General features: G+C 55.6%; 28 protein-coding genes and 1 pseudogene. 18 read left to right on the top strand and 11 right to left on the bottom strand.

Going from position 1 to position 26519, the window contains the following annotated elements:
- Positions 1-59: 59 nt before the first annotated feature.
- Positions 60-473: a flagellar basal body rod protein FlgB gene (gene flgB, locus FQ185_RS23925; RefSeq protein WP_149419583.1), complete on the bottom strand. Its 414-nt coding sequence runs from the start codon at positions 471-473 to the stop codon at positions 60-62.
- A 379-nt stretch (positions 474-852) separates the two neighbouring features.
- Between flgB and FQ185_RS23930 the strand changes: the two genes are divergently transcribed.
- From FQ185_RS23930 to FQ185_RS24000, 15 genes are all read left to right on the top strand, one after another.
- Positions 853-1059: a co-regulatory protein PtrA N-terminal domain-containing protein gene (locus FQ185_RS23930; protein WP_149419584.1), complete on the top strand. Its 207-nt coding sequence runs from the start codon at positions 853-855 to the stop codon at positions 1057-1059.
- 178 nt (positions 1060-1237) lie between these two features.
- The gene (locus FQ185_RS23935) at positions 1238-3223 is read left to right on the top strand and encodes a copper resistance system multicopper oxidase (protein WP_149419585.1); all 1986 of its coding nucleotides are present in this window, start codon (positions 1238-1240) and stop codon (positions 3221-3223) included.
- 12 nt (positions 3224-3235) lie between these two features.
- Positions 3236-3484: a hypothetical protein gene (locus tag FQ185_RS23940; RefSeq protein ID WP_177326986.1), complete on the top strand. Its 249-nt coding sequence runs from the start codon at positions 3236-3238 to the stop codon at positions 3482-3484.
- Complete coding sequence (locus tag FQ185_RS23945) at positions 3456-4430, top strand: copper resistance protein B (protein ID WP_178113587.1); 975 nt, start codon at positions 3456-3458, stop codon at positions 4428-4430. Before FQ185_RS23940 ends, FQ185_RS23945 begins: the two co-directional genes overlap by 29 nt.
- A 9-nt stretch (positions 4431-4439) precedes the next feature.
- The gene (locus FQ185_RS23950; protein WP_149419586.1) at positions 4440-5255 is read left to right on the top strand and encodes a cytochrome c; all 816 of its coding nucleotides are present in this window, start codon (positions 4440-4442) and stop codon (positions 5253-5255) included.
- A complete protein-coding gene (locus tag FQ185_RS23955) occupies positions 5245-5712 on the top strand; it encodes a DUF411 domain-containing protein (RefSeq protein WP_149419587.1) in 468 nt (155 codons plus the stop codon). The genes FQ185_RS23950 and FQ185_RS23955 overlap by 11 nt, the downstream gene beginning before the upstream one ends.
- 217 nt (positions 5713-5929) lie before the next feature.
- Positions 5930-6676 (top strand): helix-turn-helix transcriptional regulator, encoded by a 747-nt coding sequence (locus FQ185_RS23960; RefSeq protein WP_256730478.1) that lies wholly within the window; start codon positions 5930-5932, stop codon positions 6674-6676.
- A 68-nt stretch (positions 6677-6744) separates the two neighbouring features.
- Positions 6745-7614, top strand: coding sequence for a sterol desaturase family protein (locus FQ185_RS23965; protein WP_149419588.1), 870 nt, complete (start codon positions 6745-6747; stop codon positions 7612-7614).
- A gap of 252 nt (positions 7615-7866) precedes the next feature.
- Positions 7867-8202 carry a hypothetical protein gene (locus FQ185_RS30735; RefSeq protein ID WP_149419589.1) on the top strand — a complete coding sequence of 112 codons (336 nt, stop codon included), beginning with the start codon at positions 7867-7869 and terminating at the stop codon, positions 8200-8202.
- A 101-nt stretch (positions 8203-8303) separates the two neighbouring features.
- Entirely contained in the window at positions 8304-9560 is a 1257-nt protein-coding gene (locus FQ185_RS23975; protein ID WP_149419590.1) for a TolC family protein, read from the top strand.
- Positions 9557-11032, top strand: a complete 1476-nt coding sequence (locus FQ185_RS23980) for an efflux RND transporter periplasmic adaptor subunit (RefSeq protein ID WP_149419591.1) — start codon at positions 9557-9559, stop codon at positions 11030-11032. The genes FQ185_RS23975 and FQ185_RS23980 overlap by 4 nt, the downstream gene beginning before the upstream one ends.
- Positions 11029-14187, top strand: a complete 3159-nt coding sequence (locus tag FQ185_RS23985; RefSeq protein WP_149419592.1) for an efflux RND transporter permease subunit — start codon at positions 11029-11031, stop codon at positions 14185-14187. The genes FQ185_RS23980 and FQ185_RS23985 overlap by 4 nt, the downstream gene beginning before the upstream one ends.
- Before the next feature lie 246 nt (positions 14188-14433).
- Positions 14434-14619, top strand: a complete 186-nt coding sequence (locus FQ185_RS23990; RefSeq protein ID WP_149419593.1) for a hypothetical protein — start codon at positions 14434-14436, stop codon at positions 14617-14619.
- The gene (locus FQ185_RS23995) at positions 14609-14830 is read left to right on the top strand and encodes a hypothetical protein (RefSeq protein ID WP_149419594.1); all 222 of its coding nucleotides are present in this window, start codon (positions 14609-14611) and stop codon (positions 14828-14830) included. Before FQ185_RS23990 ends, FQ185_RS23995 begins: the two co-directional genes overlap by 11 nt.
- Before the next feature lie 150 nt (positions 14831-14980).
- Positions 14981-15985: a cytochrome D1 domain-containing protein gene (locus tag FQ185_RS24000; RefSeq protein ID WP_028621216.1), complete on the top strand. Its 1005-nt coding sequence runs from the start codon at positions 14981-14983 to the stop codon at positions 15983-15985.
- A gap of 309 nt (positions 15986-16294) precedes the next feature.
- Here the strand turns inward: FQ185_RS24000 and FQ185_RS24010 are convergent.
- The 5 genes and pseudogenes from FQ185_RS24010 to FQ185_RS24030 all read right to left on the bottom strand — a co-directional run.
- Positions 16295-16588: pseudogene (locus FQ185_RS24010) on the bottom strand (MFS transporter); the annotation flags it as partial.
- 746 nt (positions 16589-17334) lie between these two features.
- Positions 17335-17535 (bottom strand): ATP-binding protein, encoded by a 201-nt coding sequence (locus FQ185_RS31190; protein WP_371926672.1) that lies wholly within the window; start codon positions 17533-17535, stop codon positions 17335-17337.
- A 46-nt stretch (positions 17536-17581) separates the two neighbouring features.
- The gene (locus FQ185_RS24020) at positions 17582-17764 is read right to left on the bottom strand and encodes a DUF1289 domain-containing protein (RefSeq protein WP_017341650.1); all 183 of its coding nucleotides are present in this window, start codon (positions 17762-17764) and stop codon (positions 17582-17584) included.
- Between the two features lie 43 nt (positions 17765-17807).
- Positions 17808-18773 (bottom strand): CDF family Co(II)/Ni(II) efflux transporter DmeF, encoded by a 966-nt coding sequence (gene dmeF, locus FQ185_RS24025; RefSeq protein ID WP_028621218.1) that lies wholly within the window; start codon positions 18771-18773, stop codon positions 17808-17810.
- Positions 18774-18784: 11 nt separating this feature from the next.
- Positions 18785-19060: a metal/formaldehyde-sensitive transcriptional repressor gene (locus tag FQ185_RS24030; protein ID WP_028621219.1), complete on the bottom strand. Its 276-nt coding sequence runs from the start codon at positions 19058-19060 to the stop codon at positions 18785-18787.
- 350 nt (positions 19061-19410) lie between these two features.
- On the opposite strand from FQ185_RS24030, the gene FQ185_RS24035 reads away from it, so the two are divergent.
- The gene (locus FQ185_RS24035; RefSeq protein WP_149419595.1) at positions 19411-20721 is read left to right on the top strand and encodes an MFS transporter; all 1311 of its coding nucleotides are present in this window, start codon (positions 19411-19413) and stop codon (positions 20719-20721) included.
- Between the two features lie 41 nt (positions 20722-20762).
- Here FQ185_RS24035 and FQ185_RS24040 read toward each other — a convergent pair whose 3' ends face one another.
- Genes FQ185_RS24040 through FQ185_RS24055 form a run of 4 tightly spaced genes read right to left on the bottom strand, consistent with a single transcriptional unit; the run spans position 20763 to position 23396 of the window.
- On the bottom strand, positions 20763-21506 hold the full coding sequence (locus FQ185_RS24040; protein WP_149419596.1) for a TraX family protein: 744 nt from the start codon (positions 21504-21506) through the stop codon (positions 20763-20765).
- Positions 21503-21940, bottom strand: a complete 438-nt coding sequence (locus FQ185_RS24045; RefSeq protein ID WP_149419597.1) for a YqaA family protein — start codon at positions 21938-21940, stop codon at positions 21503-21505. Before FQ185_RS24045 ends, FQ185_RS24040 begins: the two co-directional genes overlap by 4 nt.
- 12 nt (positions 21941-21952) lie before the next feature.
- Positions 21953-23089, bottom strand: a complete 1137-nt coding sequence (locus tag FQ185_RS24050; RefSeq protein ID WP_149419598.1) for a nickel/cobalt efflux protein RcnA — start codon at positions 23087-23089, stop codon at positions 21953-21955.
- A 7-nt stretch (positions 23090-23096) separates the two neighbouring features.
- Complete coding sequence (locus tag FQ185_RS24055; RefSeq protein WP_069557030.1) at positions 23097-23396, bottom strand: metal-sensing transcriptional repressor; 300 nt, start codon at positions 23394-23396, stop codon at positions 23097-23099.
- Positions 23397-23909: 513 nt separating this feature from the next.
- On the opposite strand from FQ185_RS24055, the gene FQ185_RS24065 reads away from it, so the two are divergent.
- Together FQ185_RS24065 and FQ185_RS24070 are read left to right on the top strand one after the other, a co-directional pair.
- A complete protein-coding gene (locus FQ185_RS24065) occupies positions 23910-24647 on the top strand; it encodes a HupE/UreJ family protein (RefSeq protein WP_149419600.1) in 738 nt (245 codons plus the stop codon).
- 12 nt (positions 24648-24659) lie between these two features.
- Complete coding sequence (locus tag FQ185_RS24070; RefSeq protein WP_149419601.1) at positions 24660-25295, top strand: transmembrane anchor protein; 636 nt, start codon at positions 24660-24662, stop codon at positions 25293-25295.
- A 225-nt stretch (positions 25296-25520) separates the two neighbouring features.
- Here the strand turns inward: FQ185_RS24070 and FQ185_RS24075 are convergent.
- The coding region (locus tag FQ185_RS24075) for an OprD family outer membrane porin (protein ID WP_256730481.1) at positions 25521-26519 on the bottom strand (999 nt) is incomplete at its 5' end.

Raw genomic sequence — 26519 nt, forward strand, 5'->3', positions numbered from 1 at the left:
TTTCGGACCGGTGAATTCCCCGGAAAATTACTGCCAACAAGCGCTTGCCCCTTTACTTATCAGTCACCTCGAAGAACTTTAAGCAAACTTTTAAATGCGCCATTCAATCTGGTAAACGCGGCATCAAAATGTACTTCGTTTTCTGCATATTTTGCGACCTCGACCTGTTGATCTACAGTATTTTGGTCAATGGAGGGTTGGTTCGGCATACTGTAAAGCAAAACACCGCCATGATGATCACCTGCTGAGTTTTGGTCGGAAATATGTTTTAGGTTTGTTATTTTCAAAGAAAACGGCGCAGCAAGAGCTCCTTTTGTCTGGCCTGCAAGCACAGCAGAAAAGTCTAAATCCTGGGCCTTGAAGTTCGGTGTATCGGCGTTAGCGATGTTATTGCTCAGTACCTCAGCTCTTTGGCTACGATAAATTAGCGCTCTTTCTGCGGAGCCAAACGCTTTTTCAAAATTAATACTCACATCCACCATCCTCAGTAGCGCTGCTATTACCGCTAATATTGAATACTCAAGTGTTAAACGCACTGTTTTACATGATGACGTATTCAATTCCATTACAGGTGCTAAAAAATCGCCATGCCACCTAAAAGGAAGCTTACAAAAACCGCATCGTTAAAACTTTTAATCGATAAATAGCGGCATGTGATTCCGGATCGAGACCTTACGAATTAAGTAGTGTGTTTCTCAAGAGAAATATTGCAACCTGACACAACTGTAATATTGGCCTAAGGTTCCTGACAGGGGATGAGTCTTATAGTCCTATTGAGCCTTAAGCTCACCCCGAAGAATCAACGCTTGATGTCGATTCAGGGGTTACCAATACTCATCCGAGGAAACCCAAATGAACCCTATCAAAACCTTGTTCGTCATCGCTGCTCTGACCGTCTCTTCATTGGCTATGGCTGAAGGCGGTGGTGACCGGACTTTCGCACGCATGGAAGCGGCTAGGAATAATTCGATGGAATCGTACCAAGTAGCTCAAACGCAAAGCTCCCAACCTCCCGTCGCAGAAAGTAAAGCTAAAGCGATGGACCACAAGAATTGCTAAATCGCTGGGTACATCCCCAAGCTGACAGAAATGTAATCACTGTGGTGGTTTAAATGTGGCAATTTCTGAGCTCGCTTGCCGTAACAGTTCGTCTTTTGTGACGGTTGGCGAAGCTCATCCGGGCAACTCATTGGTTGTTTCGCACGGCTTCCCTTTTGATTGATTGGACGTAAACGGCATGCATTCCAAAACCTCTAGACGGACATTCGTTAAAGGCTTGGCCGCTGGTGGCATTCTCGGCGGCCTTGGCCTATGGCGCACTCCTGTATGGGCAGTGACCAGTCCTGGTCTGCCGAACGTACTCACCGGCAACGAATTTGATCTGTTTATTGGTGAAACCCCTGTAAACATAACTGGCTCGCCGCGCACAGCCATGACCATCAATGGTTCGTTGCCCGGACCTTTGCTGCGCTGGCGCGAAGGCGAGACGGTCACACTGCGTGTGAAAAATCGCCTAGACCAAGACACCTCCATTCATTGGCACGGGATCATTCTGCCCGCCAACATGGATGGTGTACCGGGTTTAAGTTTCCATGGCATCGCGCCCGATGGCATGTACGAGTACAAATTCAAGGTGCATCAGAACGGTACGTACTGGTACCACAGCCACTCTGGTTTGCAGGAGCAGGCAGGCGTTTACGGTCCAATCGTCATCGACTCGAAAGAGCCTGAACCTTTTCAATACAACCGCGACTATGTGGTGATGTTGACTGACTGGACCGATGAAGATCCTAGTCGCGTCATGGCCAAGCTCAAGAAGCAATCGGACTACTACAACCACCACAAACGTACCGTGGGCGACTTTATCGACGACGTCAGCAAGCAAGGTTGGTCTGCTGCCGTGGCCGACCGGAAGATGTGGGCTGAAATGAAAATGAACCCCACTGATCTCGCAGACGTCAGTGGGGATACTTACACCTATCTCATGAATGGCCAGGCGCCTAACGGTAACTGGACCGGTATTTTCAAGCCGGGCGAGAAGCTGCGCCTGCGCTTTATCAACGGCTCAGCTATGAGCTATTTCGACGTCCGCATCCCTGGTTTGAAAATGACCGTTGTGGCGGCTGACGGCCAACATGTCAAACCAGTCAGCGTCGATGAATTCCGCATCGCCGTGGCAGAAACGTATGACGTGATCGTAGAACCTGCCAGCGAAGAGGCTTACACAATCTTCGCCCAGTCCATGGATAGAACCGGTTATGCACGTGGAACCTTGGCAGTTCGCGAAGGATTAAAGGCAAAGGTACCTGCGATCGATCCTCGGCCGCTTTTGACCATGGATGACATGGGTATGGGCGGTATGGCGGGCATGGACCATGGCAGCATGGCTGGTATGGGCGGCGGCGATATGAAACAAGGTGACATGTCAGGCATGGCTGGCATGGACCACAGCAAGATGGCGGGAATGGACCAAAGTGACATGACCGGGATGACCGGGATGACCGGCATGGACAGCGGTGACATGACTAACATGGCCGGCATGGACCACAGCAAGATGTCGGGCACGGACAAAGGCGACATGTCCAACATGGCCGGTATGGACCACAGCAAGATGGCGGGAATGGACAAAGGCGACATGTCCAACATGGCCGGCATGGATCACAGCAAGATGGCAGGGATGGGCGGTATGGGGGGCGAAATGCAGACTCACCCAGCGTCCGAAACCAACAACCCCTTGGTTGACATGCAAGCCATGAGCCCAACGCCAAAGCTAAACGATCCAGGCATCGGTTTGCGGAACAATGGTCGTCGAGTGCTCACCTACTCAGATCTGAAAAACACGTTCCAAGACCCTGACGGTCGCGAACCCAATCGCACCATTGAGCTTCATCTGACCGGCCACATGGAGAAATTTTCGTGGTCCTTCAACGGCATCAAATTTTCTGACGCCGAGCCGCTTCGTCTGAAGTATGGGGAGCGTCTTCGCATCACCCTGGTGAACGACACCATGATGACCCATCCCATCCACCTTCACGGCATGTGGAGCGACCTTGAGGATGAGAACGGCAAGTTCATGGTGCGCAAGCACACAATCGACATGCCACCAGGTACCAAGCGTAGCTATCGAGTCACCGCTGATGCCTTAGGTCGCTGGGCTTATCACTGCCACCTGCTTTTCCATATGGAAATGGGCATGTTCCGTGAAGTACGGGTTGATGAGTAAAGGAGACGATCTGTGAGCACATACCTAAATCGTAAATCGCTGGTCGGTTGCCTCTTTGCCGTCGGCTTGATGGGTGGACTCTCGTCCGTGGCGCTGGCAGTCGAAGATAGTAGTGATCATTCACCTGCTACTCCTGCAAAAGCAACGAACAAGCCTGCAACTACGACAAACGAGTCAAAGCCCGATCACGGGTCAATGGACCACAGCAAGATGAGCCATGAGTCGATGGATCATGACCAAAAAACCAAAAAGGCAGATTGAGATCATGACCAGTAAGTTTTTACGCCCAACGTTGATGGCACTGGCAGTCTCTACCAGTCCTGCTTTCTTTGTCGTGGCTCACGCCGCTGAAGAGATGGATCACTCCAAGATGGACCACGGCTCAATGGGAGCTATGGACCATAGCAAGATGGGGGCTATGGATCACAGCAAGATGAGTATGGGTGACGGGCAAATGGACGGAATGGAAAGTATGGATGGGGGGGCGACTACCACCAGTCGAACCCCAGTCCCCGTACTTACCGACGCTGACCGTGCAGCCGCCTTTCCAGATGTTGCTGGTCATGGTGTCCACGACAAAAAACTCAACTCCTTCATGCTGCTGGATAAGTTTGAGTACCAGGATGCTGACAACGGTAGTGCATTGGCCTGGGATGCAAAAGGATGGATCGGCGGTGACGTTGACCGACTGTGGTTGCGCTCGGAAGGCGAACGTACCAATGGCGTAACGGAAAACGCCGAACTCTCAGCACTTTGGGGGCACTCCATCGGTCCATGGTGGGATGTCGTCACCGGCGTACGACAAGACTTCAAGCCCGGGTCTCCACAAACTTGGGGAGCGCTCGGTATTCAGGGCATGGCCCTCTATAACTTTGAAGCCGAAGCGACTGCCTACATCGGTGAGAACGGTCAAACCGCAGCTCGATTGGAAGGCGACTACGACATTCTGCTGACCAATCGCCTGATCTTGCAGCCGACGGCCGAAGCCAATTTTTACGGAAAAAATGATCCTCAACGCGGCATTGGTTCTGGATTGGCAAACACCGAAGTAGGGCTCCGATTGCGTTATGAGATTGTTCGCCAATTTGCCCCTTACATTGGGGTTAGCTGGAGCCGCTCCTACGGCAATACGGCAGACCTGGCCAGCGATGAAGGAGAGGATGCGAACGAGGCGCGATTTGTCGCCGGTATTCGGATGTGGTTTTGAGGGCCTGACATGAAAAGAACATTGAAAACATTGACTGCTGCCGGAGTGGTCGCCGCGATAGTAGGTGCCGGCGTGGTGTATTTTGGTGTGATTAATGTTGGGGCGGATGATCCACATTCCTATCCCGTTCACTCGCTACTTTCCACCGCTCGGGATCGCTCGATCGAAGTGCGCTCACGCGACATTAAAGTCCCCGACCTGAGCGAAGAAGCTCTAATCCGCGCAGGTGCTGGCAACTACAACTCTATGTGCATCGGTTGCCATCTGGCTCCGGGTATTGCAGGAACCGAGTTAAGTAATAGCCTTTACCCTGCACCTCCGAATCTTTCAAAACTGGGCGTTGATGGAAACCCTGCCGCAGCTTTCTGGATCATCAAGCATGGAATCAAATCCACAGGCATGCCCGCTTGGGGTAAAAGCATGGCCGATCCCTACATCTGGGGAATGGTCGCTTTTCTCCAGCAGCTGCCTTCATTGGATGCAGAGCAATACAACGCTCTAGCAACCAGCAGCGGTGGTCATCAACACGGTGGCGGCGAGAGCAAAATGCATAACCATGAAGGCCAGCATGAGGGCCAAAAAGGGGCTGCCGCGGGGCATCATGATGCGGGTGCAGCCGAAGAGATAGCCGAAGCAGGCGACCATCATGGCGAGAGAAACAGCGCTCATGCCCATGAGGCGGCCGCAGCGCCTTCTCAGGATGACAGTACCGAACACGCCCATCCTCAGGTTGTGGAGGCTTCACATGACGCTCCTGCAACTCTGGCCGTTCAGCCAAAAACTCATACCCACGCTGATGGGAAGGAGCATACCCATGCGAAATAACTTTCTTCGTCCCGGTCGGGCACTTCGCCTCGCTGCATTCGCGGCTCTGTTTATCAGTTCAGCTGGTCATGCAGCAGAGTCGCTGACGATCGACGTCCATCGTGACGCTAACTGTGGATGCTGCAAGAAGTGGATCCAGCACCTTGAAGCTAACGGCTTCACCGTCGTTGATCATGTAGAAACCAACATGAGCGCGGTCAAGCAGGATCTCGGTGTTGCTCCACGACTCTCGTCCTGCCACACAGCAATGATCAATGGAAAGTTTGTTGAAGGTCACGTGCCCGCCGAGCAAATAGTTGCCTTGAGCAAGCGCGATGACCTTATCGGGATTGCTGTGCCGGGGATGCCGGCAGGCTCGCCTGGTATGGAGGTTGGTGGGAAGCAGGATGCGTATCAGGTCATCGGTCTGAGCAAAGCAGGTACTGACCAAGTGATCGCTGAGTACCCGGCAAACTAATCACAAACGTTCATTACCCGAACGGTGGCAAACCGGTCGAACCGGCTTCGGCAAAAACTCTCAAATATCCAGGTGCGAAAGCACGGAAATGAAATTGGGAGTCGGCGCACGAATAGCCCATCATGGCCCAGCATCAATACGATGCCGCAGTCAGATGCCGAATGACTATACGTGTGCAGTCGGCACGAACAAAAGTGGAAGTAGGCCGAGCTAGAGAATGAAGAGCTGGGTTACAGCAGAGACCGTGCGCTGGGCAGGTCATGCATGGGTTGGCCCTGGTATCGGTGTCTTTTATGGCCGTGCCGGTCACCAAGAATGGCACCTCCATCAAGCGCATCAGATCTCAGTTGGCCTCGACTCAACTGTATCGGTTCAAACCCCGATGGGTATTCAAACAGGGGGCGCCATCTTCATTCCGGCCGGTTTGAAACACCAGTTGAGCGCCGGTCACGTTCTGTCGATCTATGTGGATGCGCTGTCCGAGGAAGCCCGCGCTCTGCGGGGTGCGGAAGACGCGAGGGTGATTTTGATCACTCCGGCGGACGTAGCGCCAATAGTCGACGCACTGCACGAGCCAGGACACACTGATCTCCAGGTTAGGACCGGGGTGCGCCAGGCGCTGCGACTGCCCGATCTCCCGCCCCCAGATCCTCGCTTGATCAAGGTAATTGAGGCGCTGAGCAGAGGCCAAATGGGACGCGAAGAGTTGGCCGCGGTGGTACATCTATCCCCCACGCGGTTTTCTCATTGGTTTGTGGAGCATACGGGGCTGCCGCTTCGCAGTTACGCGAGATGGTTACGTCTCACGCAAGCCCTGCAGCATTTGGCCAAAGGTGCACGGCTGACCGACGCGGCTCATCAGGCGGGTTTTTCAGACTCGGCTCATTTCTCCCGGACATTCCGGGCGCTACTGGGTATCGATCCGTCATCCGCCTTGGCTGAAGTTCATCTCCAGGAGACTTAGCTCTTTCGTTCAAGCCGAAAGCTGGCTTCTACACATATTGTGATGGTTCCATATCCAGGAGCTGAGCAATGCCTTCCTTTCTCCGATTCGCCTTACGGTGGGTGAGCTATCCACTTGTGTTTGGCGGCTCTGCCACTTTTATGATCTGGACGCTGTATACCGGCGTACCGTATTGGCCCACGACTCCCCTAGTTGCGGCAGTGGGACTTTTGCTCATCGCTGGCTTGGAGCGCATCCAACCTTTCCGCGAAGCCTGGCTTGAGGATCATCAAGACACCGCGACAGACCTGTTGCACATGCTGGTGAACCTTTCCGTCATTCAATTCACCGTTGGAGTCCTGGTCGAGTTTGGTGATGCGGTGCCAGCTTCGGTTCGTCTCTTTCCGAACAAGAGCCCGCTGTGGCTGCAGTTGCTACTGGTCATCGCCGTGCTCGATCTGAGCCTGTATGCGATGCATCGGATCAGTCACCGAGTGTATTGGCTATGGCGTTTTCACATGCCTCATCACAGCGCCGAGCGGTTGTATTGGATGAACGGGGAGCGACGACATCCGTTGCACGCGGTGCTTATGGCGAGTCCGGGGCTGGTGATCCTGTTCGCATCAGGCGCACCCTCCGCAGTTGTGGCCACTTGGTTTGGAGTTCTAACAGTGCACTTGGCCTTCCAGCATTCGAACCTGGACTACCGGGTGGGATGGTTGCGCCACATTATCGGTGTTGCCGAAATTCATCGCTGGCATCACAAACGCGACTTTGAAGACGCCCAGGTCAACTATGGTGAGTTTCTGATGGTGTGGGACCGAATATTTGGCACGTTCTATGACAGTCTGGGGAGACTAGGCCAAGCCGAGGTCGGATTGCATGAAACGGATTACCCCAAAAATTACCTTGGACAGCTTATCGAACCCTTTGAGCATGACCGTGTAAACAAAGGCTAGTGGGCTCCCTCGCTTTGCAGCTACGGCAGCTGGCTACCGAGGCCACACTAATAGTAAAACCAATCAGACGTGATACCGAACGGTATTCTATGAGCTTTTACTACTTCCATGCTCAGGGAGTCAGGCTTCGCTGTTTAGCGAGTCCTTGTTTCTAGGCAAGGAGACTCATGTTGACCTGCTGGGCTATCTGGCTGGTTCTTCCTGACAGATTCGTAATGGTATAGCCCGTCACCAGCGACTAGACTCCCTCGCATGAAACGCTATCTGCGGTGTTGCCTCATTTTCCTGATCAGCCTGGCGCTTCCCCTGAGCGGGATGGCGGGCATTCAGTCACCGATAGAACCTTGCCCGATGAAAACGACGGGCATGACTATGATGGGTGATATGAATCAGGACGGCGACATGAGCAGCTCCGCCGATCATGGCAAATCCTGCAAACCTGGCCAGGAATGCAGGAGCGCCAGCTTGCTACAAGTGTCGTTGGGGAAACCTGCCACTCGTTTGTCCAGTTCGCAGATGCTAACAATCTTCAGCGACTCCCTCCCTACTCAGGCCCCGTCCGGGGTTTGGCGACCGCCTCGCGCTTGATTCCTGTACCACACTAAGCCTCATCCTGCTCTGGCGCGGGATGGCATATCTGTGCGCATGTTTAAAGAGGCGCGCAGTGGATCATCACAGGAATCGTGAACATGAAGCCCAAGTGCTACTGCACCGGTTGGCCCCTCGTGGCTGCCCTGGCGGCAAGCATGCTGGCATTGCCAAGCCATGCTGCGCCCCTGACACTCGACGAAGCCTTACGGTTGGCTGAAAACAATGCACCATCACTGACCGCCCAAGCGGCCAAACTGCAAGCGGCCAGCAGCGCCGCAATTCCAGCCGGTGAACTACCCGACCCGAAGCTCCTGCTGGGCGTACAAAACTATCCCATCGGTGGCCCTGACCGCTGGCGCCTCGAGCAGGACTTCATGACCATGCAGATGGTCGGCGTCATGCAGGAGGTACCCAACCGTGACAAGCGTAGGGCGCGCATTGAAGTTGCCGAGGCATCCGTAGATCGAGCCGCGGCCGAAAGCCGTGTCGAGCGCTTGAACGTTCGTCAGGCCACGGCATTGGCCTGGATCAGCAGCTACTCCGTCGAGCGTAAAGAGGCGCTGTTTCAGGATTTTTACCGTGAGAACCGTCTGTTGGCTGATACCGTCCGGGCGCAGATCGCCGGTGGTCGTGCTCAGCCTGCCGATGCAGTAACTCCGAAACAGGAGGCGGCTCAGTTGGCGGAACAACAGGACGATCTGATCCGCTTGAGGGCACAAGCCAAAGCGGCTCTCAGACGCTGGATAGGTCCGGCCGCCAATGACCAGCCCGTCGGTAGCTTGCCCGAATGGCCCATCGACGCCTCGGGTTATTCCCATAAGCTGCAATATCACCCCGCACTGGCGGCATACGCGCCAATGACTCGCGAAGCGCAGGCCAAGGTCCGTGAAGCAGAGTCCGAAAAGCAGTCCGACTGGAGTTGGGAGCTTGATTACCAGCGCCGCAACCGTCAGTTCGGCGACATGGTCAGCGTGCAGTTCACGTTCGACCTGCCACTGTTTCCCGACTCCCGACAAAACCCGAAGATCGCCGCCAAACACGCCGAACTGAATCAGTTAGAGGCCGAGCGCGAAGCTCTCGTACGTGAACATACCCAGCAACTGGAGGACGATCTGGCCGAATACGAGCGTCTGAACCGTGCTGTGCGCCGCAGCCAGGACAGCCTGTTACCCTTGGCCAAGGAAAAGGTTGGGCTGACCATGGCCAGCTACCGTGCCGGTAAAAGCGACTTGGCGGCTGTCATCGCGGCCCGACGTGAACTCATCGAGACCCGCCTCAAACAGATCGACTTCGAAGAACAGCGAGCCCTCACCAGTGCTCGCCTGTATTTTGCTTATGGGGACGCCAATCAATGAGCACTCGAATCTGGAAAGGGGCTTTGCTGACAGGCCTCTCGATTGCCTTGGGCGCTGCCGGCGGTTACTGGTTCGCTCAACAGCGCATACCTGATGGCACAGCCGAACAGGCCCCTAAAGCCCAAGACGAACGCAAAGTACTGTATTGGTACGACCCGATGTCCCCGCAGCAGAAGTTCGATAAACCAGGCAAATCTCCCTTCATGGATATGGAGTTGATGCCCCGCTACGCTGATGCTGCAGCGGACAGTGCGGCCATCAGTATCGACCCCAGCCTTACCCAGAATCTCGGCTTGCGACTAGCTACCGTCACTCGCGGCGTGCTTGCTTCCAGCCTGGACGTGGTCGGTGTGCTGGCATTCAACGAACGGGATGTTGCGGTGATTCAATCGCGTACTGCTGGCTTTGTGGAGCGGGTGTATGCCCGTGCTCCAGGTGATGTGCTCAAAGCGAATGCGGCTTTGGCCGATATCCTGGTCCCGGAGTGGGCCGCTGCTCAGGAAGAGTTTCTCGCACTCAAACGCAGTGGCGATGCCGACTTGCTGGCGGCAGCGCGCCAACGCTTGCGCTTGACCGGGATGCCAGCGACGTTGATTGCTCAAGTGGAGCGAAGCGGCAGGACCCAGCCGGTCCTGACGCTCACCAGCCCCATAAGCGGTGTGCTGCAAGAGTTGAATGTACGTTCGGGTATGACCGTGGCGGCCGGCGAGACTCTGGCTCGAGTCAATGGCTTGAGTAGCGTCTGGCTGGCAGTGGCCGTTCCAGAGTCGGAAACTGGGTCGATCATCATGGGGCAAGCGGTAGAAGCACGTCTGCCAGCCTTTCCGGGAACAGTGCTCAAGGGCACGGTCAGTGCGATTCTGCCCGAAACCAATCCCGACAGCCGAACTGTGCGTGTGCGGGTCGAACTGCCCAACCCTGATGGGCGACTCAGGCCGGGTATGACGGCCCAGGTGCACCTGAATCGTTCGACCGAACAAAGCGTGCTGTGGGTGCCGAGCGAGGCAATCATTCGTACCGGTCGACGGGTCCTGGTGATGCTCGCCGAAGACGCTGGTCGCTACCGACCCGTAGAGGTGCAACTCGGGCAGGAAAACGAAGGCAAGACGGTGGTGTTGAAGGGGTTGGAAGAAGGCCAGCAGGTAGTCAGCTCTGGACAGTTCCTGCTCGACTCTGAGGCCAGTCTCAAGGGCATTGTTGCGAGCACGCTGGAAATGTCACCACCCAGCGCAGCAGCCTCCAGCTTTCATGAGGCGGATGGGCAGATCGTCGAGATCAATAACCAAGACGTAACAATCGCCCTTGGTCCGTTCAAGACGCTGGGCATGCCTGGTATGACTATGACCTTCCCATTGGCTGACCCTGCTCTCAAGCAAGGACTCAAGGCGGGGGACACGGTTCGGGTTGCGGTGAGCCAAACCGATGATGGATTGCGCGTTGAACGCCTGGAAAAACTAGGGGGCCAGCCATGATCGCCGCCCTTATCCGCTGGTCAGTCGCCAACCGCTTCCTGGTACTGCTGGCCACGATCTTCGTCACGGTCTGGGGCGTCTGGTCGGTTCAGAGCACCCCGATCGATGCACTTCCGGATCTCTCTGATGTTCAGGTGATCATCCGTACCCCTTATCCAGGACAAGCGCCGCAAATAGTTGAGAACCAGGTGACCTATCCGTTGGCCACCACCATGCTCTCGGTGCCGGGGGCTAAGACCGTACGCGGCTATTCTTTTTTTGGCGACAGCTTCGTGTACGTGTTGTTTGAAGACGGTACGGACTTGTACTGGGCCCGCTCGCGGGTGCTGGAATATTTGAGTCAGGTTCAAAGCCGCCTGCCGGCTTCCGCCAAACCGTCCTTGGGCCCCGACGCCACAGGCGTGGGCTGGATCTATCAGTACGCACTGGTGGATCGCAGTGGCGGACACGACTTGGCGCAACTGCGCGCCTTGCAGGACTGGTTCCTCAAGTTCGAACTCAAGACCCTGCCGAATGTTGCGGAAGTGGCCACCGTGGGCGGCATGGTCAAACAGTACCAGGTGCAGCTCGATCCACTGAAACTAGCCAACCTGGGCATCACTCAAGCAGCGGTGACTGAGGCTATCGGCAAGGCCAATCAGGAAACCGGTGGTGCGTTGCTGGAGATGGCGGAGACCGAGTTTATGGTGCGCGCTTCCGGTTATCTGAAGACACTCAACGACTTTCGTGCGATTCCGCTCAAGCTCGGTGCTGGCGGGGTGCCTGTGTCCCTCGGCGACGTGGCGACGATCCAGTTGGGGCCGGAGATGCGCCGCGGCATCACTGAACTCGACGGCGAAGGCGAGACCGTCGGCGGCGTGGTGATTCTACGCAGCGGCAAGAACGCTCGCGAAACCATTGCGGCGGTCAAGGCCAAGCTCGATGACCTGAAAAGCAGCCTGCCGGCCGGGGTGGAAATCGTCACCACCTACGACCGCAGCAAGCTGATCGACCGCGCCGTGGAAAACCTCAGCTACAAACTGCTTGAGGAGTTCATCGTCGTCGCGTTGGTCTGTGGGATATTTCTCTGGCACCTGCGTTCATCCCTGGTGGCCATTATCTCTTTGCCGGTTGGGGTGCTCATTGCCTTCATCGTCATGCGGCATCAAGGAATCAACGCCAACATAATGTCCCTTGGCGGGATTGCCATTGCCATCGGCGCGATGGTCGACGCCGCCGTGGTAATGATCGAGAACGCCCACAAGAAGATCGAGGCCTGGCATGTGGCCCATCCTGGGGAGGAGTTGAAGGGCGAACGTCACTGGCATGTGGTGACCGAAGCGGCGGCGGAGGTTGGACCGGCGCTGTTCTTCTGCCTGCTGATCATCACCCTATCGTTCATCCCGGTGTTCACCCTGGAGGCTCAAGAGGGTCGTCTTTTTGGTCCATTGGCCTTCACCAAGACCTATGCTATGGCTGCGGCGGCCGGACTGTCGGTAACTCTGGTGCCGGTGCTGATGGGCTACTGGATTCGTGGGCGGATCCCCAAAGAGGACCAGAACCCGCTGAACCGCTGGTTGATCAGGATCTATCAGCCAGCCCTGGATGCGGTATTGCGTCGGCCCAAAGTCACCCTACTGATCGCGTTAATGGTTTTCCTCAGCGCATTGTGGCCGATCTCTCGCTTGGGTGGCGAGTTCCTCCCTGCGCTGGACGAGGGCGATTTGCTCTATATGCCTTCGGCTCTGCCAGGGTTGTCGGCGCAGAAAGCGGCGCAGCTGCTGCAACAGACCGACCGCCTGATCAAGACGGTACCCGAAGTCGAACACGTTTTTGGTAAGGCTGGTCGCGCCGAAACCGCCACCGACCCGGCGCCGCTGGAGATGTTCGAGACCACTATCCAGTTCAAACCGCGCGAGCAGTGGCGCCCTGGTATGACCCAGGAAAAACTGGTGGAAGAGCTGGATCGAGTGGTACGCGTCCCGGGCCTGACCAATATCTGGATACCCCCGATCCGCAACCGCATCGACATGCTCGCCACCGGGATCAAGAGTCCGATCGGAGTGAAAATTGCCGGCACCAATTTGACGGAGATCGATGCGGCTACTCAGGCGGTCGAGCGCGTAGCCAAAAATGTGCCTGGGGTCAGTTCGGCACTTGCCGAACGATTAACCGGTGGGCGTTACATCGATGTGGATATCGACCGCAAAGCCGCTGCCCGCTATGGATTGAATATCGCTGATGTGCAGTCGATCGTCGCCGGTGCTATTGGTGGTGAAAACGTTGGCGAGACCATTGAAGGGCTCGCCCGTTTCCCGATCAATGTGCGTTATCCCCGAGAGTGGCGTGATTCGCTTGGCGCTTTGGAGCAACTGCCGATCTACACCCCGCTGGGGAGTCAGATCACCCTGGGCACGGTGGCGAAGGTCAAGGTCAGTGAAGGCCCGCCGATGCTCAAGAGCGAAAATGCCCGACCTTCCGGATGGGTGTACATCGACGTGCGTGGCCGGGACATTGCCTCAGTGGTTGCTGATCTACGTCGGGTTGTGAGTGAACAGGTCAAGCTGCAGCCAGGCATGAGCCTGAGTTACTCAGGGCAGTTCGAGTTTCTTGAACGAGCCAACGCACGGCTCAAGCTGGTGGTGCCAGCCACTCTGTTGATTATTTTCGTGCTGCTGTACCTAACGTTTTCCCGATTCGACGAGGCTTTGCTGATCATGGCCACCTTGCCGTTCGCCCTTACAGGTGGGGCGTGGTTCCTCTATCTGCTGGGATTCAACCTGTCGGTGGCTACTGGCGTCGGTTTTATCGCTCTGGCGGGTGTGTCTGCCGAATTCGGCGTGATCATGCTGCTCTACTTGAAAAACGCCTGGGCCGAACGTGTAGAGGCCGGCGACAATACCGAGCGTGGGCTAATCGCAGCGATTAGCGAAGGAGCCGTGCAGCGGGTTCGACCCAAGGCCATGACGGTGGCGGTCATCATTGCTGGCCTGTTACCGATCCTATTGGGCAGCGGTTCCGGTAGCGAAGTGATGAGCCGCATCGCTGCGCCCATGGTCGGTGGCATGGTCACCGCGCCCTTACTGTCCCTGTTTGTTATTCCGGCAGCTTACCGCTTGATGCGCCGCCGGCGCCTCGCTGTTGAATCTAAACTCTCGCAAGGAAGCGGACTATGAAGTAATCGTGTCCGCCACTGCTGCACGGCTCCTGGTTGCATGCGCAATATCATCCAGCGGTCTGGCTTTCTGATTGGACAGAGGACGACCCTTATAATCAATCCGGGATCGAACTCTATCGGCAATGCGCCAAAACACAGCTGATAGAGATCGACGCAGGAGGCTAATAAGCCCTTCTCGATGCGGATAGGTTGTAAGAACGAACGCATATTTCTTCTTAGGCAAACCCGGAGGAATGTATGGAAAATGTCGGGCTTGATCGATTTACTCGCTGGTAAAGGAAACAGCTTGATTGGCAGTGTTCTGAGTGATGCCGAAGCGGTGTCGTTTGTTGAGGCGCATTTTCCGGGCAAAGCGTATTGCCTGGTAGCTGACTGGACCGTGATCGATGTGTCCGTCTCCGACGAGCAAACCAAAATGCTTGCGCCATGATGCTACCTATAACCCGATCACCAGCAACGGTGCGTTGGGCGAAGTCACGCTCTTGAGCGGCAGTGCCAAGCAAGTCTTGCCGCTGGCACCCTCCGGCGACAACGCGCTGTTGGCGGAATGCTCTTACCAAGCCGCAGCAGGCAGCAAAGCTGTGCTCAAACTGACGTTTCCCGGCAAGTCGGCTGAGCTGTTTCGCTTCGTCTTACCGTGAGCAATAACTACATTTCCCGTAGCGCTCAATGCCGAGTAGTTGATCATGATCAATGAGCGACTGGTTGCGGCGGCGCAGCATGATAGGCAGGCGATTGCTCGCCGAATACCAGTCGCAATAGTCACTGTTTCGCTAAAAGGATCAGCGCTCATGTTCAAGTTCAAACTGCTTTTGGCGTCCAGTCTCGCGCTGGCTTTAAACGTAGCGCTGGCAGCGCCAGTTGGCACCGTGTACACGGCCAATGAGCGCGACAGTTCGATTAGCCAAGTCAGGCTCGACACGGGTGTGGTCAAAACGCTGCCCCTGAATATTGCACCGCATAATTTACAAATCAGCGCCGATGGACGCTTGCTACTGGTGGTGGGCATGCCTACGCATGCTGAGCATCAAACAGGAGCCATGAAGGCGGGTGAGTTGCTGGTGTTCAGCACTGCCACGCTAGATAAACCGGCCTTTAGCCTACCGGCGGGGCAACATCCCGCCCACGTGGTGACTGACCTGAGCGGACAGCGAGCTTTCGTTAGCGACTCTGCCGCTAATCTGGTGCGGGTGTTTGACCTACAAGCACGCACTCAGCTGGGCACTGTCAAGACCGGTAGTTTCCCCCATGGTTTACGCCTGAGCCCGGATGGCAAGATGCTGTATGTCGCCAATATGCGCAGTGGCAGCGTATCAGTAATCGATACCGCAACGCTGAAAGAAGCCACGCAAATTGCCGTTGGTAACGGCCCCGTGCAAGTCGGCTTCGCCCCAGATGGGCGGCAGGCCTATGTGTCGCTGAGCGCGGAGAACAAGCTCGGAATCATCGATACGGAAACACAACGCTTGATAGGTAAAGTTGCCGTCGGCAGAACGCCGATTCAGATGTATGCCACGGCAGATGGTCGCCAGGTCTACGTGGCCAATCAGGGCAGCAGCAGTGAGCCGGATGACCGCGTCTCGGTGATTGACCCGCAGACCTTGAGCGTTGTCGCCACCCTGACCACCGGTAAGGGCGCTCACGGCGTGGCCATCAGCAGCGACGGCGCTTATGTGTTTGTTAGCAATATCGAGGCCGGCACCTTCTCTGTGATCGATACTGCCAGTCGCACAGTGGTGGCCAGCCATAAAGTCGGGGCCGGACCCAATGGCATTAGCTACCAAGTGCCCGAGTGAGCCGCAAACAACCGCTGGTTTGTGCTGCCGGACTGCGGCAACCGAGTCTGACGGTCCAAAGACTTGTGTGAGCGTTTGCTGTCAGGGTGGTGTTATAGAGCAATGTCGCATCATTGAATCGCTGTCGAGTCGCAGTTAACTGACGAAGCATTTCGTCAACATGCAATGACAGCAGAATGGCGGCATCTAGCGCCGCCAGAAATAGACCAAGCGACTATTTCAGTGATTTGCATGCAGAGGCAGGGCTATCGAAATCAAAGCTGCGAGCAGCACGAAGGCGCTCGATATCCATAAGCACGTCCCCAGCCCATACACCGGCAAGGCCACCACAAACCAGACATCGCGGGCACCGAGCAGGAACATCCGCGCCGCTGAAAGGATATTGATCGCCCGGATCTTGGACAGGATGTCGCGAAACTTTGGCTTGGCTTTGGCCTTGCCCAAATCCTTCTTCAACAGGATCAGGCTACTGATCCAAATCAGCGCCAGTACGCCGGCCATGGCCAGCAAGGCGCCTTTGAAGCCGATCAATGCCAGCAAGGCTCCGCCAAGAAAGAAGCCGGCACCCTTGAGTGCGTTCTTCGAGCCGATGAGGATCGCTAAACGAGGAGTTTTCTACAGTCGCGACGTAAGGTGTATGGAAATTAGCGAAATTATGTCCTGAGCATAAACTCGCTAATTTCGATACACATGCTGGGCGTGATGGATATTGCTCCGTCGGCAGAATAGCCTCGTGAACAACTGGCTGACCTGGCCGCCGAGCCGCAAGGTCCTTGCGCCAGCGGGAACTGTTCATCTAACGCAATTTTCCTGCGTTGTGTGTGTGTGTGTGTGTGAGCGCTTCGCATACGCCGCAAGGGATCTGCGTCCCAACCTTGCTGGATAGCTAGTCGAGAAAACCCCGTTGCCCCTAATGAGTTGGCCATAGTTACCTACCACCGAAATCATCGCTTGCGACGACAAACTGATTAATACCGTATGAACACTCGCGGTAGCCCACTGGACCGCCATTTGTTTCAGAGACAAATCTCGAAGGCAGCAATTGGTCGCTCTCTGCCGGCCATGGCCAAGAAACGTACTGGTCGAATCCGATGCAAATGGCTGGTCAGGTCAAATGCAAACGGGTGGTCAAGTCTGTGCAATTACCCATCAGCAGATCAAAAGAACCTAGCTAGGCACGAGGCTTATCAGATAATCGGCCTGACCAAAGCCGGCACAGATCAGGTTATTGCTGAATACCCCGAAAACTAATCCCGCCCCATCCATCCCGTCACAACATGGTCACCGTTCATGGCCATGCAGCGGGACATGCCCTCTCGATTTCGTTCTCAAGCAATACACCAAGACGATCAGCTACAGTTGTACAGGCGCGCTTGCACCGCATCGGATAACCCCGTACCGCTGTCCTCAATAACAATTTGATATGACTTCAAGTAAATGGTGATGACGCCTTGCTCCGTATGCTGACAAGCATTGCGCAGCAGATTGCTGACGGCGATAGTGATCAGTTCGGGAATGGCGTTGCCCCTCAGCTTGCCTTCCCGAATCAGGACAACTGTTTTGGCTGAAAAAGTAGAAACCGTAAATGATGGTGGTTTAAGAGTTCTTTTTTTGCAGGCTTTTCAGACGCAGGGTCGCGCGTTGTACAGCGGCCATTTTTTCTGGACGCTTCATTCGCTTCCATTTTCTGATGTCTTCCTTGGTGCGACCGCAGCTGACGCACAGTTCACTGTTCAGCTGGCAAACAGAAATACAGGGATTTTCGATGTCCTTGGCCATTGTTCAATTCCTCGTCGAACTTATGCGTGCTACGGGTTCATCGCTATGCTAGAACGGCGACCTGATTCGGTGAGTCAGCGCCCAGCTTTGTGCGGTATTCAACGGTTAGATGTGTGATTTCATGAACCGTAGCAAGCCGTTCTCGTATGTTTTCTGCATTCACTGCCGGGCTGCCCAGAACACTCACAATCGCGGCGCGGGCTTGCGGCCCAACCTGCCAGACATGAAGATCAATGATCGAAGCATCTCCCGGTCGTTCAACCAGCTCACGAATCTCTTCAGCGACATGATCATCTGTCTGGTCGAGCAATACCCCCGCAGTCACCCGCATCAACGACCAAGCCCAGCGTGCAATGACTACTGCACCCACAATCCCCATTGCAGGGTCGAGCCATACCCAACCAAGGTATCGACCAGCAAGCAGTGCAGCGATGGCCAGAACCGAGGTCAGTGCATCTGCAATGACGTGAACGTAAGCAGATCGCAAATTATTGTCATGGCCATGCGCATGGTGAGATTGGCCGTGGCCCTGGTCATGCCCATGGTGATGATCATGACCGCCAGATAGCAAAAGCGCGCTCAGGATATTCACTGCTAATCCGACAACTGCGATAAGAGTCGCTGTCCCGAATTGCACTTGAGTCGGTTGGAAGAGACGGAATAGCGATTCTCCGCCAATTCCCAAGGAGACCAGTCCCAAAATCAGAGCAGAGGCGAAGCCACCCAAGTCTCCCACCTTGCCAGTTCCAAAACTGTAACGAGCACTTGAGGCATGTCTTTTTGCGTAACCGTAAGCAGCTGCGGCTATGCCAAGTGCCCCAGCGTGCGTTGCCATGTGAAAACCATCGGCAAGCAACGCCATTGAGCCAGTGAGATAACCTGCGGTGATTTCAGCAACCATCATTACGACGGTCAGAGCCACCACCCACAAGGTTCGCTTGGCGTTTTCTTCATGTGATGTCCCCAAGAACATATGGTCGTGGGAATAGTCGGTGTACGAATTACTCATCTGGGTGAATCCTATTTGGAATAGCGGCGAATGGCTTCGAGAAGCTCATCAACGCCTTTCGCTCTTTCTTCGTTGCTGAGTGTCGGATTCGCGACGTGTTCACGAGCGTGGTCTTCGATGATTTCATCCATCAGCCCATTGATAGCGCCACGGGTTGAAGCGACCAAAAGCAAGGTTTTCGAGCAGTCATCATCAGAGTCGAGTGCTCGCTCAATCGCCTGGATTTGCCCAGCGATTCGCTTTACGCGTTTAAGAAGATTGTCTTTGCTCGATCTCACATGACCCATACCATACCCCCCCTACCTATAATGAAAGTATGATCACACGTTCCAACTAGCCATACAAGCCAGGGAGGGAATACATCCGACCGGCAGCATTTGAATGCTGCAATCGAAACATTGAGCACGTCGCCTCGCCGTGCAGAACCAATACAAGCCGATGGGTGGGCCGCACTTCAATAATTCGATAGATGGCGTAGCGCCTATTTCTTGAGCTGCCATGGTCTATGGTTTAGGATCGAACCATATCCCCCCGGGGGGGATGTCCGCACTCAACAGAGACGAAACCAGCTGATTGCGTCTCTTCGTGAAAAGTTCGGTAACCGCCTGGTCACGCACTTCGCCACTTGAGATATTGCATGCTGAAAATCCTAGCCAACCGAACCTACCGCCATCTCTTTCTGGCCCAAGTGATTGCACTCGTAGGAACAGGTCTTGCCACTGTCGCGCTGGGCCTACTGGCATTCGATCTTGCAGGTGCCCAAGCGGGTGCCGTCCTCGGTACAGCGTTGGCGATCAAAATGACGGCCTACATCGGCGTTGCGCCCATTGCAGCGGCTTTTGCAGAACGCCTACCTCGTCGAGCAATGTTGGTCTCGCTGGATTTGGTGCGAGCCCTGGTCGCGCTGGCTCTGCCGTTCGTGACGGAGGTCTGGCAGATATATGTGCTGATTTTCGTTCTGCAATCGGCCTCAGCTGCGTTCACCCCGACGTTCCAGGCGACCATTCCGGACATACTGCCGGATGAAGACGACTACACCCGTGCCTTGTCTCTTTCGCGACTGGCCTACGATCTCGAAAGCGTCGCGAGCCCGATGCTCGCCGCCGCACTGCTGACGGTGATCAGCTTCCATAACCTGTTTGCTGGCACGGTCATCGGTTTCCTCGCCTCAGCGGCTCTGGTCTCCACGGTACTGTTGCCAAAGGCGAAGCCGACTCCGCGACGTAGCATCTACGAGCGAACCACCCGAGGCATGCGCATATTCCTGGCTACACCCCGTCTGCGGGGGCTGCTGGCTCTCAATCTGACGGTAGCTGCCGCCAGTGCCATGGTTATCGTCAATACGGTGGTGCTGGTACAGTCGCGCTTCGCTCTGCCACAGAGTTCTACGGCATTGGCGCTGGCAGCGTTTGGCGGCGGCTCCATGATCGCTGCCTTGGTCTTGCCTCGCCTGTTGAAAAACATCAAAGACCGAACGGCCATGCTGTTTGGCGGAGGGATATTGGTTGCAGGCTTGGCCATTGGCATCAACCTGACCACCTACAACTTCCTGTTGCCTCTGTGGATGGTACTCGGCGTGGGCTATTCCCTGGCCCAGACCCCGAGCGGTCGGCTGTTGCGTCGCTCAGCACACGCCGAGGATCGCCCGGCACTGTTTGCCGCCCAATTTGCGCTGTCCCATGCCTGCTGGTTGATTACCTACCCATTGGCGGGATGGCTGGGAGCCAACATCAGCCTCACTGCATCGTTTGTTGGGCTCGTTATCGTCGCCGGTAGCGCATTGGCGGTCAGCATTGTGATCTGGCGCCCAGCTCACGACCTAGAGTCGATCAAACACACCCATGAGAACCTGCCGGACGATCACACTCACTTCGACGGCCAAGAGGGTGCGGATCACGAACACCCTTATGTGATCGACGACCAGCATCGGAAATGGCCAAATAGGTGATCGTAAATCCCTGACGTTTGCCAAGGCTGATTGGCCAGCCCTCAAACCAGGAAACGTAGCGCTTGCAGAGCGGCAAGGTGGCCCGGATAGAACCAGTAGCCCCATTGCCGCACCGGCCAGACCTTGAAGGTGAACGTCTGACGCAGAAGCCAGAGTCCGATCAGGGGCGCAGCGAACGCAGTGCTCAAGGCCAGCAGTGAATAGACTTCCAAGTCCATCGCCCTGGTCACGATGCTACTGCGGGTGTTGCTCAACAGGCATAGAACCGCTGGTAGTAACCAAAGAACACCGGGACTCTTGATCGCTAACAACACCGCCGCAGGAACGAGTGCGCCGTAAAACCCATACATCAATGGATCATCCAGCACATAGGCAATTGCGGCGGCAATCAATGCGATAGCACCGCTCAATAGGGTGCGATGCTGCCATCCCCAGGCAATTACCAATCCCAATGCCAATGTAACCAGCACATTGAGTGATCCCGAGGTGCTGATGTAGCGATACGGCACTTCTGAAATGGCGGCGAACAATAGCATCAACGCGAGGTAGCGACCGTTCGCGGCAGTCAGTAATTCGCCCGGCTTCGAGCGCGCCACGTTGGCCGCAATGGCAACGCAGAACAGCGGGAACGACAGTCGTCCCGGAATGAACAGAGTGCTCATCTCCGGCCACACCAACCGCAGGTGATCGATGACCATGGTCAGCATCGCCAACCACTTGATCAGATCCAGACTGCTGCTTCGGCTGTTGAGTGAGGAATGCTGGGTTGTATGCGCCATCGTCATGCCCACCCCAGTGTGACGACGGTCAGCACGAGATAACGCACACCCTTGGCCAAGGTGACGATGAGCAGGAAACTCCAGAATGGCTCGCGCATCACTCCGGCGACGACCGTCAGCGGATCGCCAATGATAGGCACCCAACTCAGCAGCAACGACCAGCGCCCGAAGCGCAGGTAGGACTGCTGGGCCTTTTCGAGCTTGCTCTCGCTCACCGGGAACCAGCGCTTGTGGCGAAATCGCTCAATAGAGCGACCGAGAATCCAGTTCAGTGCAGAACCGAGCACGTTGCCGAAGGTGGCGACCGCCAAGAGCGCTGAAGCGACGTACCGGTCGGAGAGCAACATCCCGACCAACACGGCTTCAGACTGCATCGGCAGCAGCGTGGCGGCACCGAATGCCGCCAGGAACAGACCAACGTAGCTGGTGAGTTCAAACACTCAAGCGTCGCCTTATGCGTTCAGGCCAATCCAGCCATGGATGCCCACGTAAAGGCCAACACCGATGATCAGCACGCTGGACAGGTACGGTGCACGACGAGCCACGGTGCCCAGCCAAGGCCAGCGGTTGGAAGCCTGTTTAGCGCCAATAGCTGCCGCAGCACCGACAGTGACCAGCGTGAGCGCCAGGCCAATACTGAAGCACAGGACGAGCATGCCTCCCAGAGCGACCTCTTTAACCTGAAGGCAGAGCAGCAGAACGGTAATGGCGGCAGGGCAAGGAATCAAACCGCCCGTCAAACCAAACATGACGATTTGGCCCGTGGTGACCTCTCGGTTGGTGAAGCGCTTACGGATATCGTTGGCATGCGCACGTTCATGCGCATCCTGATAGCCATCAATCGACAACTCCAGGCCTTCCAGCTCGGAATGTGCGTGCCCATGGTCATGCTCCTGGTATTCCAGGTCGTAATCATGGGAGTGACCTGCATGCCCAAGACTCAAGCGAGCACTAAATTCATGAGGCTCTGGAATATCGACCTTCGATTCCAAGAAACCTGCGCGCTCGACGAATGAAAACGTTTGAGTGCTGCCGTTTGGACGGGTAGTAGTCAGACGAACGTCTGAGGCAGCCCAGGCGTGTCCGGTCAACGCCTTCAAGCGCCAGTGCGGTGGCATGCCCTCTTCAAAGATCGACAGTTCGATGCGCCCGTGACCCGTATCGATCCGATGGGTTTCATCATGGTGACCATGGTCATGCTCGCCGTGATGATGATCATCACCTTGCTCGAACTTGAACATCTGCTCGCCGCGCCAGGTACGCCACAGCATCCAGAGCGCAATCACGATGATCAGGGCGGAGGAGGCGAGCTGGAAGTACGGCTCGGTGGTTTGAGCGTCCAGGCCTTTGCCCAGGTACATGCCGCCGATGGCGACCACCCAGACCACAGCAGTGTGCGACAACGTCGCGGCCAAGCCCAACAAAACGGCCTGTTTGACCGAGCCACGGATGGCAACGATGAAGGCCGCCATCATGGTTTTTGAATGGCCTGGTTCCAGGCCATGCAAGGCACCGAGCAGAATAGCGCTCGGGAAATACAGCCAGGCGTGAGCCCCGCCTTGTTGTAGCAGTTCAGCGAAGTTGGGCATGTCAGACCTAGAGGTACTTGGTGATTTGCTTGAAGGCTTCCAGTGGTGCGCGCTCGCCATTGTTCAACGCTGAGACGGTGTCCTCCAGGCAGTGATCAATGTGATCCTGAATGAGCGTGCGCTTGGCTTGGCACACCGCTTTTTCAACCGCATGCAGCTGCTGGGCGATGTCCACGCACTGACGACCCTCTTCGATCATCGTGATGATGCCGCGTAAATGGCCGTCCGCTCGCTTGAGACGCTTGATGATCGCCTCGTGACTTTGGTGGGTATGGGGATGGCTGTGTTCGTGTTCGTGCTCACTCATGACTTGAGCCTCAGGCCTCAATGAATTACGCTGGCATCCTATCCCCCCTAGGAGGATGTGGTCAAACGCATCAAAGCCCTACAAAACGAGTTGAAACCCGAACGCTATGTTCAGCAGAACACTGACAACAACGGTGGTAATCGCGCTTGCTCTCGCCATGTTTGTGGCTTGGGCCGGGCATACCTATACGTTGTCAGTGACATCGAAACAGCCAGCCTGGGAGATTGCGCAAGACGCCCATCACTCCCATGAAGAGCAAGCCGAGATATCGTGTGCGAGCTGCTCAGATCACTATCACTCCCCGTTGACCCCTGATCATCAGCACGAAACGCCACAGCTCACATCCGCGTTGAGTTTGGCCGCGCAGCCGAAGCTCTCTATGCGGGTCGATGCGCCCCGCTATTCCGTTCCCCGTCCGCCGATTTTCTTGATCGAGCGTCCACCCCGTCCTTCGTTCGCATCCTGACCATGGCCGCGCAGCGGCCCACGATCACTGCAACGTAGGATTTATCCATGCATTCGCACTCGATGAGCGGCGTTGACGCATTTACTGCGCCTTCGCGTCGCCTGCTACTGCTGCTGTTTTTATTTGTCGCGTCACTTTTCCTCGCAATGCCCGAGGCGATGGCTCATGCCGTCGCCGAAGGTGACAAGGGATTCATTCAGGAAAGCTCCGGCGTCATGTTGCTGCCCTTCATCTACATGGGCGCCAAACACATGATGACGGGCTACGACCACCTGCTGTTTCTGTTCGGGGTGATCTTCTTCCTCTACCGCCTGAAAGATGTTGGGCTCTACGTCACGCTATTCGCCGTAGGCCACTCGGTCACGCTGCTGCTGGGTGTGCTGACTGAGATCAGCATCAGCTCTTACATCATCGACGCCATCATCGGTTTCTCGGTGGTGTACAAGGCGCTCGATAACCTGGGTGCATTCCAGCGCTGGTTCGGTTTCCAACCCAACACCAAGGTGGCCACGCTGATCTTCGGCCTGCTCCATGGTTTCGGTCTGGCCGCCAAGATTCAGGAGTACGAGATCTCGCCTGATGGCCTGATTCCGAACCTGATCGCCTTCAACATTGGTGTCGAAATCGGCCAATTGCTGGCCCTCAGCGCGATTCTCATTCTGATGGGGTATTGGCGTCGCACCGGCAGTTTCTGGCGCCACGCCTATACCGCCAACGTCGCCATGATGAGTGCCGGTTTCCTCCTGATGGGTTATCAGATCACCGGCCTGTTTGTCTCCGCGTAAGGAATTCTGACCATGTTTAATACTCCGCTTCCAACCGTTAATGAATTGCCTAGCACTCGCAAACTGGTGCGTTCGACTGTCATTGCACTGCTGACTGCGGTCGGCCTGCTGGTGACCGTTGTCATGCCTTCGGAATACGCCGTTGATCCAACGGGTGTGGGCCGAGCACTGGGACTGACCCAGATGGGCGAACTGAAGATCATCCTTGCCCAGGAAGCTATGGCGGATGCCGCGCCACCTCAACCAGCAGCTCCAGCTCCGCAGGTTGCGCAAGTCCAACCTATTGCGAAACCTGTTGCTCAACCAGTGGCGACACCTGCCCCTGCTTTGAAGACGAATCAAATGACCGTCACGCTCAAGCCAGGTGAAGGGACAGAAATCAAACTGGAAATGTTGAAGAACAAAACCGTCAGCTATGAATGGACAACGGCTGGTGGGCCAGTGAACTACGACACCCATGGCGAGCCCTACAACGGTGAAAAGGGTTACTTCCACAGCTACAACAAGGGCAAGCAGGTCAAAAGTGATAAAGGTGAGTTCACCGCCATTTTTGACGGCACCCACGGTTGGTTTTGGCGTAATCGCAGCAACAACGACGTGGCCATCTCACTAAAAACGACTGGCGATTACTTGGGCGTCAAACAGTAGTCCGAAGCAGCGATGGCTGTCTGTCACAAGATGATGGGAGGTCCTGGACAGCCGTTGCTCAAGCGAGGCAAACACTGGAATGACGACTGGGACGTCCCAACAGTTATGTCAATCCACAAAAAAAGGCGCCACTAGGGCGCCTAAGCCGCCTCCCAAACCAAAGGAGAAACAAGGAGACGGGGTGTACCTGGTATTAGAACAATTGGTGCCGCAGGTTAGCGCTCGTTAAAGCAGTTGCAGTGGGTACTCAACAATCAGTCGGACCTCATCCAAATCAGATTCGAAATCGGTAGCACGCGTGGTCGCTTGGCGAACACGCAGAGACATGTCCTTCAGAGAGCCTGACTGGATGATGTACTTAGCCTCAATGTCTCGCTCCCAACGCTTTTGGTCTTGCAATGGCGCTCCATCTGCTCCGCGACGCATGTACACGCTGTTCGCGTTGGAATAATCAGCGTCCCACCCCTTCGCGTAGCGAGTCATGAAGCTTAGGCCCGGAATGCCGAAAGCTTGCATATCAAGGTCGTAGCGTAGCTGCAAGGATTGCTCTTTCGGAGAGTTGAAGTCGCTGTACTGGATGGAGTTATCCAGAAAAATTGAATCCGATTGGCGCAGGTAATCGAAGTCGTCATTGCCGTTGCTGCGTTGGTAGCCAACGGTCAACGTGTGGACGCCGAATTTGACCCCGGCTTTGCCGCTCCAGATATTGTTATCAAAGCTGCCTAGGAGTTTTTTACCCTCGTCGACCGCGCGGTAGTAATTAAATCCACCGATCAACGCGACGCTCTCTGAGAGCGGGTAGCTCAGGGACGTGCCTGCGTAATACTGATTCCAAACATCCTTAAATTGGCTGGAGTAAAGACTCACACCGACATGCTCATTAACGGTGTAATCGCCCCCAAGGTAAGCAATCCATGGAGCATCAACAGCACCGGCATAGAAAGTCGAAAAGCCGTCACGCATGCTGCTCGAATTGGGTTGGCTCATAGCATGCAGTCGGCCCCCCTGAATGGTCAGGTCTTTAATGCTGGTATTGGTGAGCATTGCCCCCCTAAAGCTCTCTGGCAGCAGTCGAGAATCGCCATATGCCACGACAGTGTTGGCGCTGATTGAAAACTGACCCACCCTGCCGATTGAAAAATGACCCAGGACGGATTGCTGATTTTTGTCCCAGCAATTGTGGATAAGCTTAGCAGTAGTGTCCTGGTTGAAAACGCATGGGGC

It is taken from the genome of Pseudomonas sp. ANT_H12B, assembly GCF_008369325.1.
Classification (GTDB): Bacteria; Pseudomonadota; Gammaproteobacteria; order Pseudomonadales; family Pseudomonadaceae; genus Aquipseudomonas.

What these genes read in the sequence shown, in the direction of transcription:
- FQ185_RS23930 (WP_149419584.1), top strand. Translation starts at nt 853, where the DNA reads ATGAACCCTATCAAAACCTTGTTCGTCATCGCTGCTCTGACCGTCTCT.
- FQ185_RS23935 (WP_149419585.1), top strand. Translation starts at nt 1,238, where the DNA reads ATGCATTCCAAAACCTCTAGACGGACATTCGTTAAAGGCTTGGCCGCT.
- FQ185_RS23945 (WP_178113587.1), top strand. Translation starts at nt 3,456, where the DNA reads ATGACCAAAAAACCAAAAAGGCAGATTGAGATCATGACCAGTAAGTTT.
- FQ185_RS23950 (WP_149419586.1), top strand. Translation starts at nt 4,440, where the DNA reads ATGAAAAGAACATTGAAAACATTGACTGCTGCCGGAGTGGTCGCCGCG.
- FQ185_RS23955 (WP_149419587.1), top strand. Translation starts at nt 5,245, where the DNA reads ATGCGAAATAACTTTCTTCGTCCCGGTCGGGCACTTCGCCTCGCTGCA.
- FQ185_RS23960 (WP_256730478.1), top strand. Translation starts at nt 5,930, where the DNA reads ATGAAGAGCTGGGTTACAGCAGAGACCGTGCGCTGGGCAGGTCATGCA.
- FQ185_RS23965 (WP_149419588.1), top strand. Translation starts at nt 6,745, where the DNA reads ATGCCTTCCTTTCTCCGATTCGCCTTACGGTGGGTGAGCTATCCACTT.
- FQ185_RS30735 (WP_149419589.1), top strand. Translation starts at nt 7,867, where the DNA reads ATGAAACGCTATCTGCGGTGTTGCCTCATTTTCCTGATCAGCCTGGCG.
- FQ185_RS23975 (WP_149419590.1), top strand. Translation starts at nt 8,304, where the DNA reads ATGAAGCCCAAGTGCTACTGCACCGGTTGGCCCCTCGTGGCTGCCCTG.
- FQ185_RS23980 (WP_149419591.1), top strand. Translation starts at nt 9,557, where the DNA reads ATGAGCACTCGAATCTGGAAAGGGGCTTTGCTGACAGGCCTCTCGATT.
- FQ185_RS23985 (WP_149419592.1), top strand. Translation starts at nt 11,029, where the DNA reads ATGATCGCCGCCCTTATCCGCTGGTCAGTCGCCAACCGCTTCCTGGTA.
- FQ185_RS23990 (WP_149419593.1), top strand. Translation starts at nt 14,434, where the DNA reads ATGTCGGGCTTGATCGATTTACTCGCTGGTAAAGGAAACAGCTTGATT.
- FQ185_RS24000 (WP_028621216.1), top strand. Translation starts at nt 14,981, where the DNA reads ATGTTCAAGTTCAAACTGCTTTTGGCGTCCAGTCTCGCGCTGGCTTTA.
- FQ185_RS24020 (WP_017341650.1), bottom strand. Translation starts at nt 17,764, where the DNA reads ATGGCCAAGGACATCGAAAATCCCTGTATTTCTGTTTGCCAGCTGAAC.
- dmeF (WP_028621218.1), bottom strand. Translation starts at nt 18,773, where the DNA reads ATGAGTAATTCGTACACCGACTATTCCCACGACCATATGTTCTTGGGG.
- FQ185_RS24030 (WP_028621219.1), bottom strand. Translation starts at nt 19,060, where the DNA reads ATGGGTCATGTGAGATCGAGCAAAGACAATCTTCTTAAACGCGTAAAG.
- FQ185_RS24035 (WP_149419595.1), top strand. Translation starts at nt 19,411, where the DNA reads ATGCTGAAAATCCTAGCCAACCGAACCTACCGCCATCTCTTTCTGGCC.
- FQ185_RS24040 (WP_149419596.1), bottom strand. Translation starts at nt 21,506, where the DNA reads ATGACGATGGCGCATACAACCCAGCATTCCTCACTCAACAGCCGAAGC.
- FQ185_RS24050 (WP_149419598.1), bottom strand. Translation starts at nt 23,089, where the DNA reads ATGCCCAACTTCGCTGAACTGCTACAACAAGGCGGGGCTCACGCCTGG.
- FQ185_RS24055 (WP_069557030.1), bottom strand. Translation starts at nt 23,396, where the DNA reads ATGAGTGAGCACGAACACGAACACAGCCATCCCCATACCCACCAAAGT.
- FQ185_RS24065 (WP_149419600.1), top strand. Translation starts at nt 23,910, where the DNA reads ATGCATTCGCACTCGATGAGCGGCGTTGACGCATTTACTGCGCCTTCG.
- FQ185_RS24070 (WP_149419601.1), top strand. Translation starts at nt 24,660, where the DNA reads ATGTTTAATACTCCGCTTCCAACCGTTAATGAATTGCCTAGCACTCGC.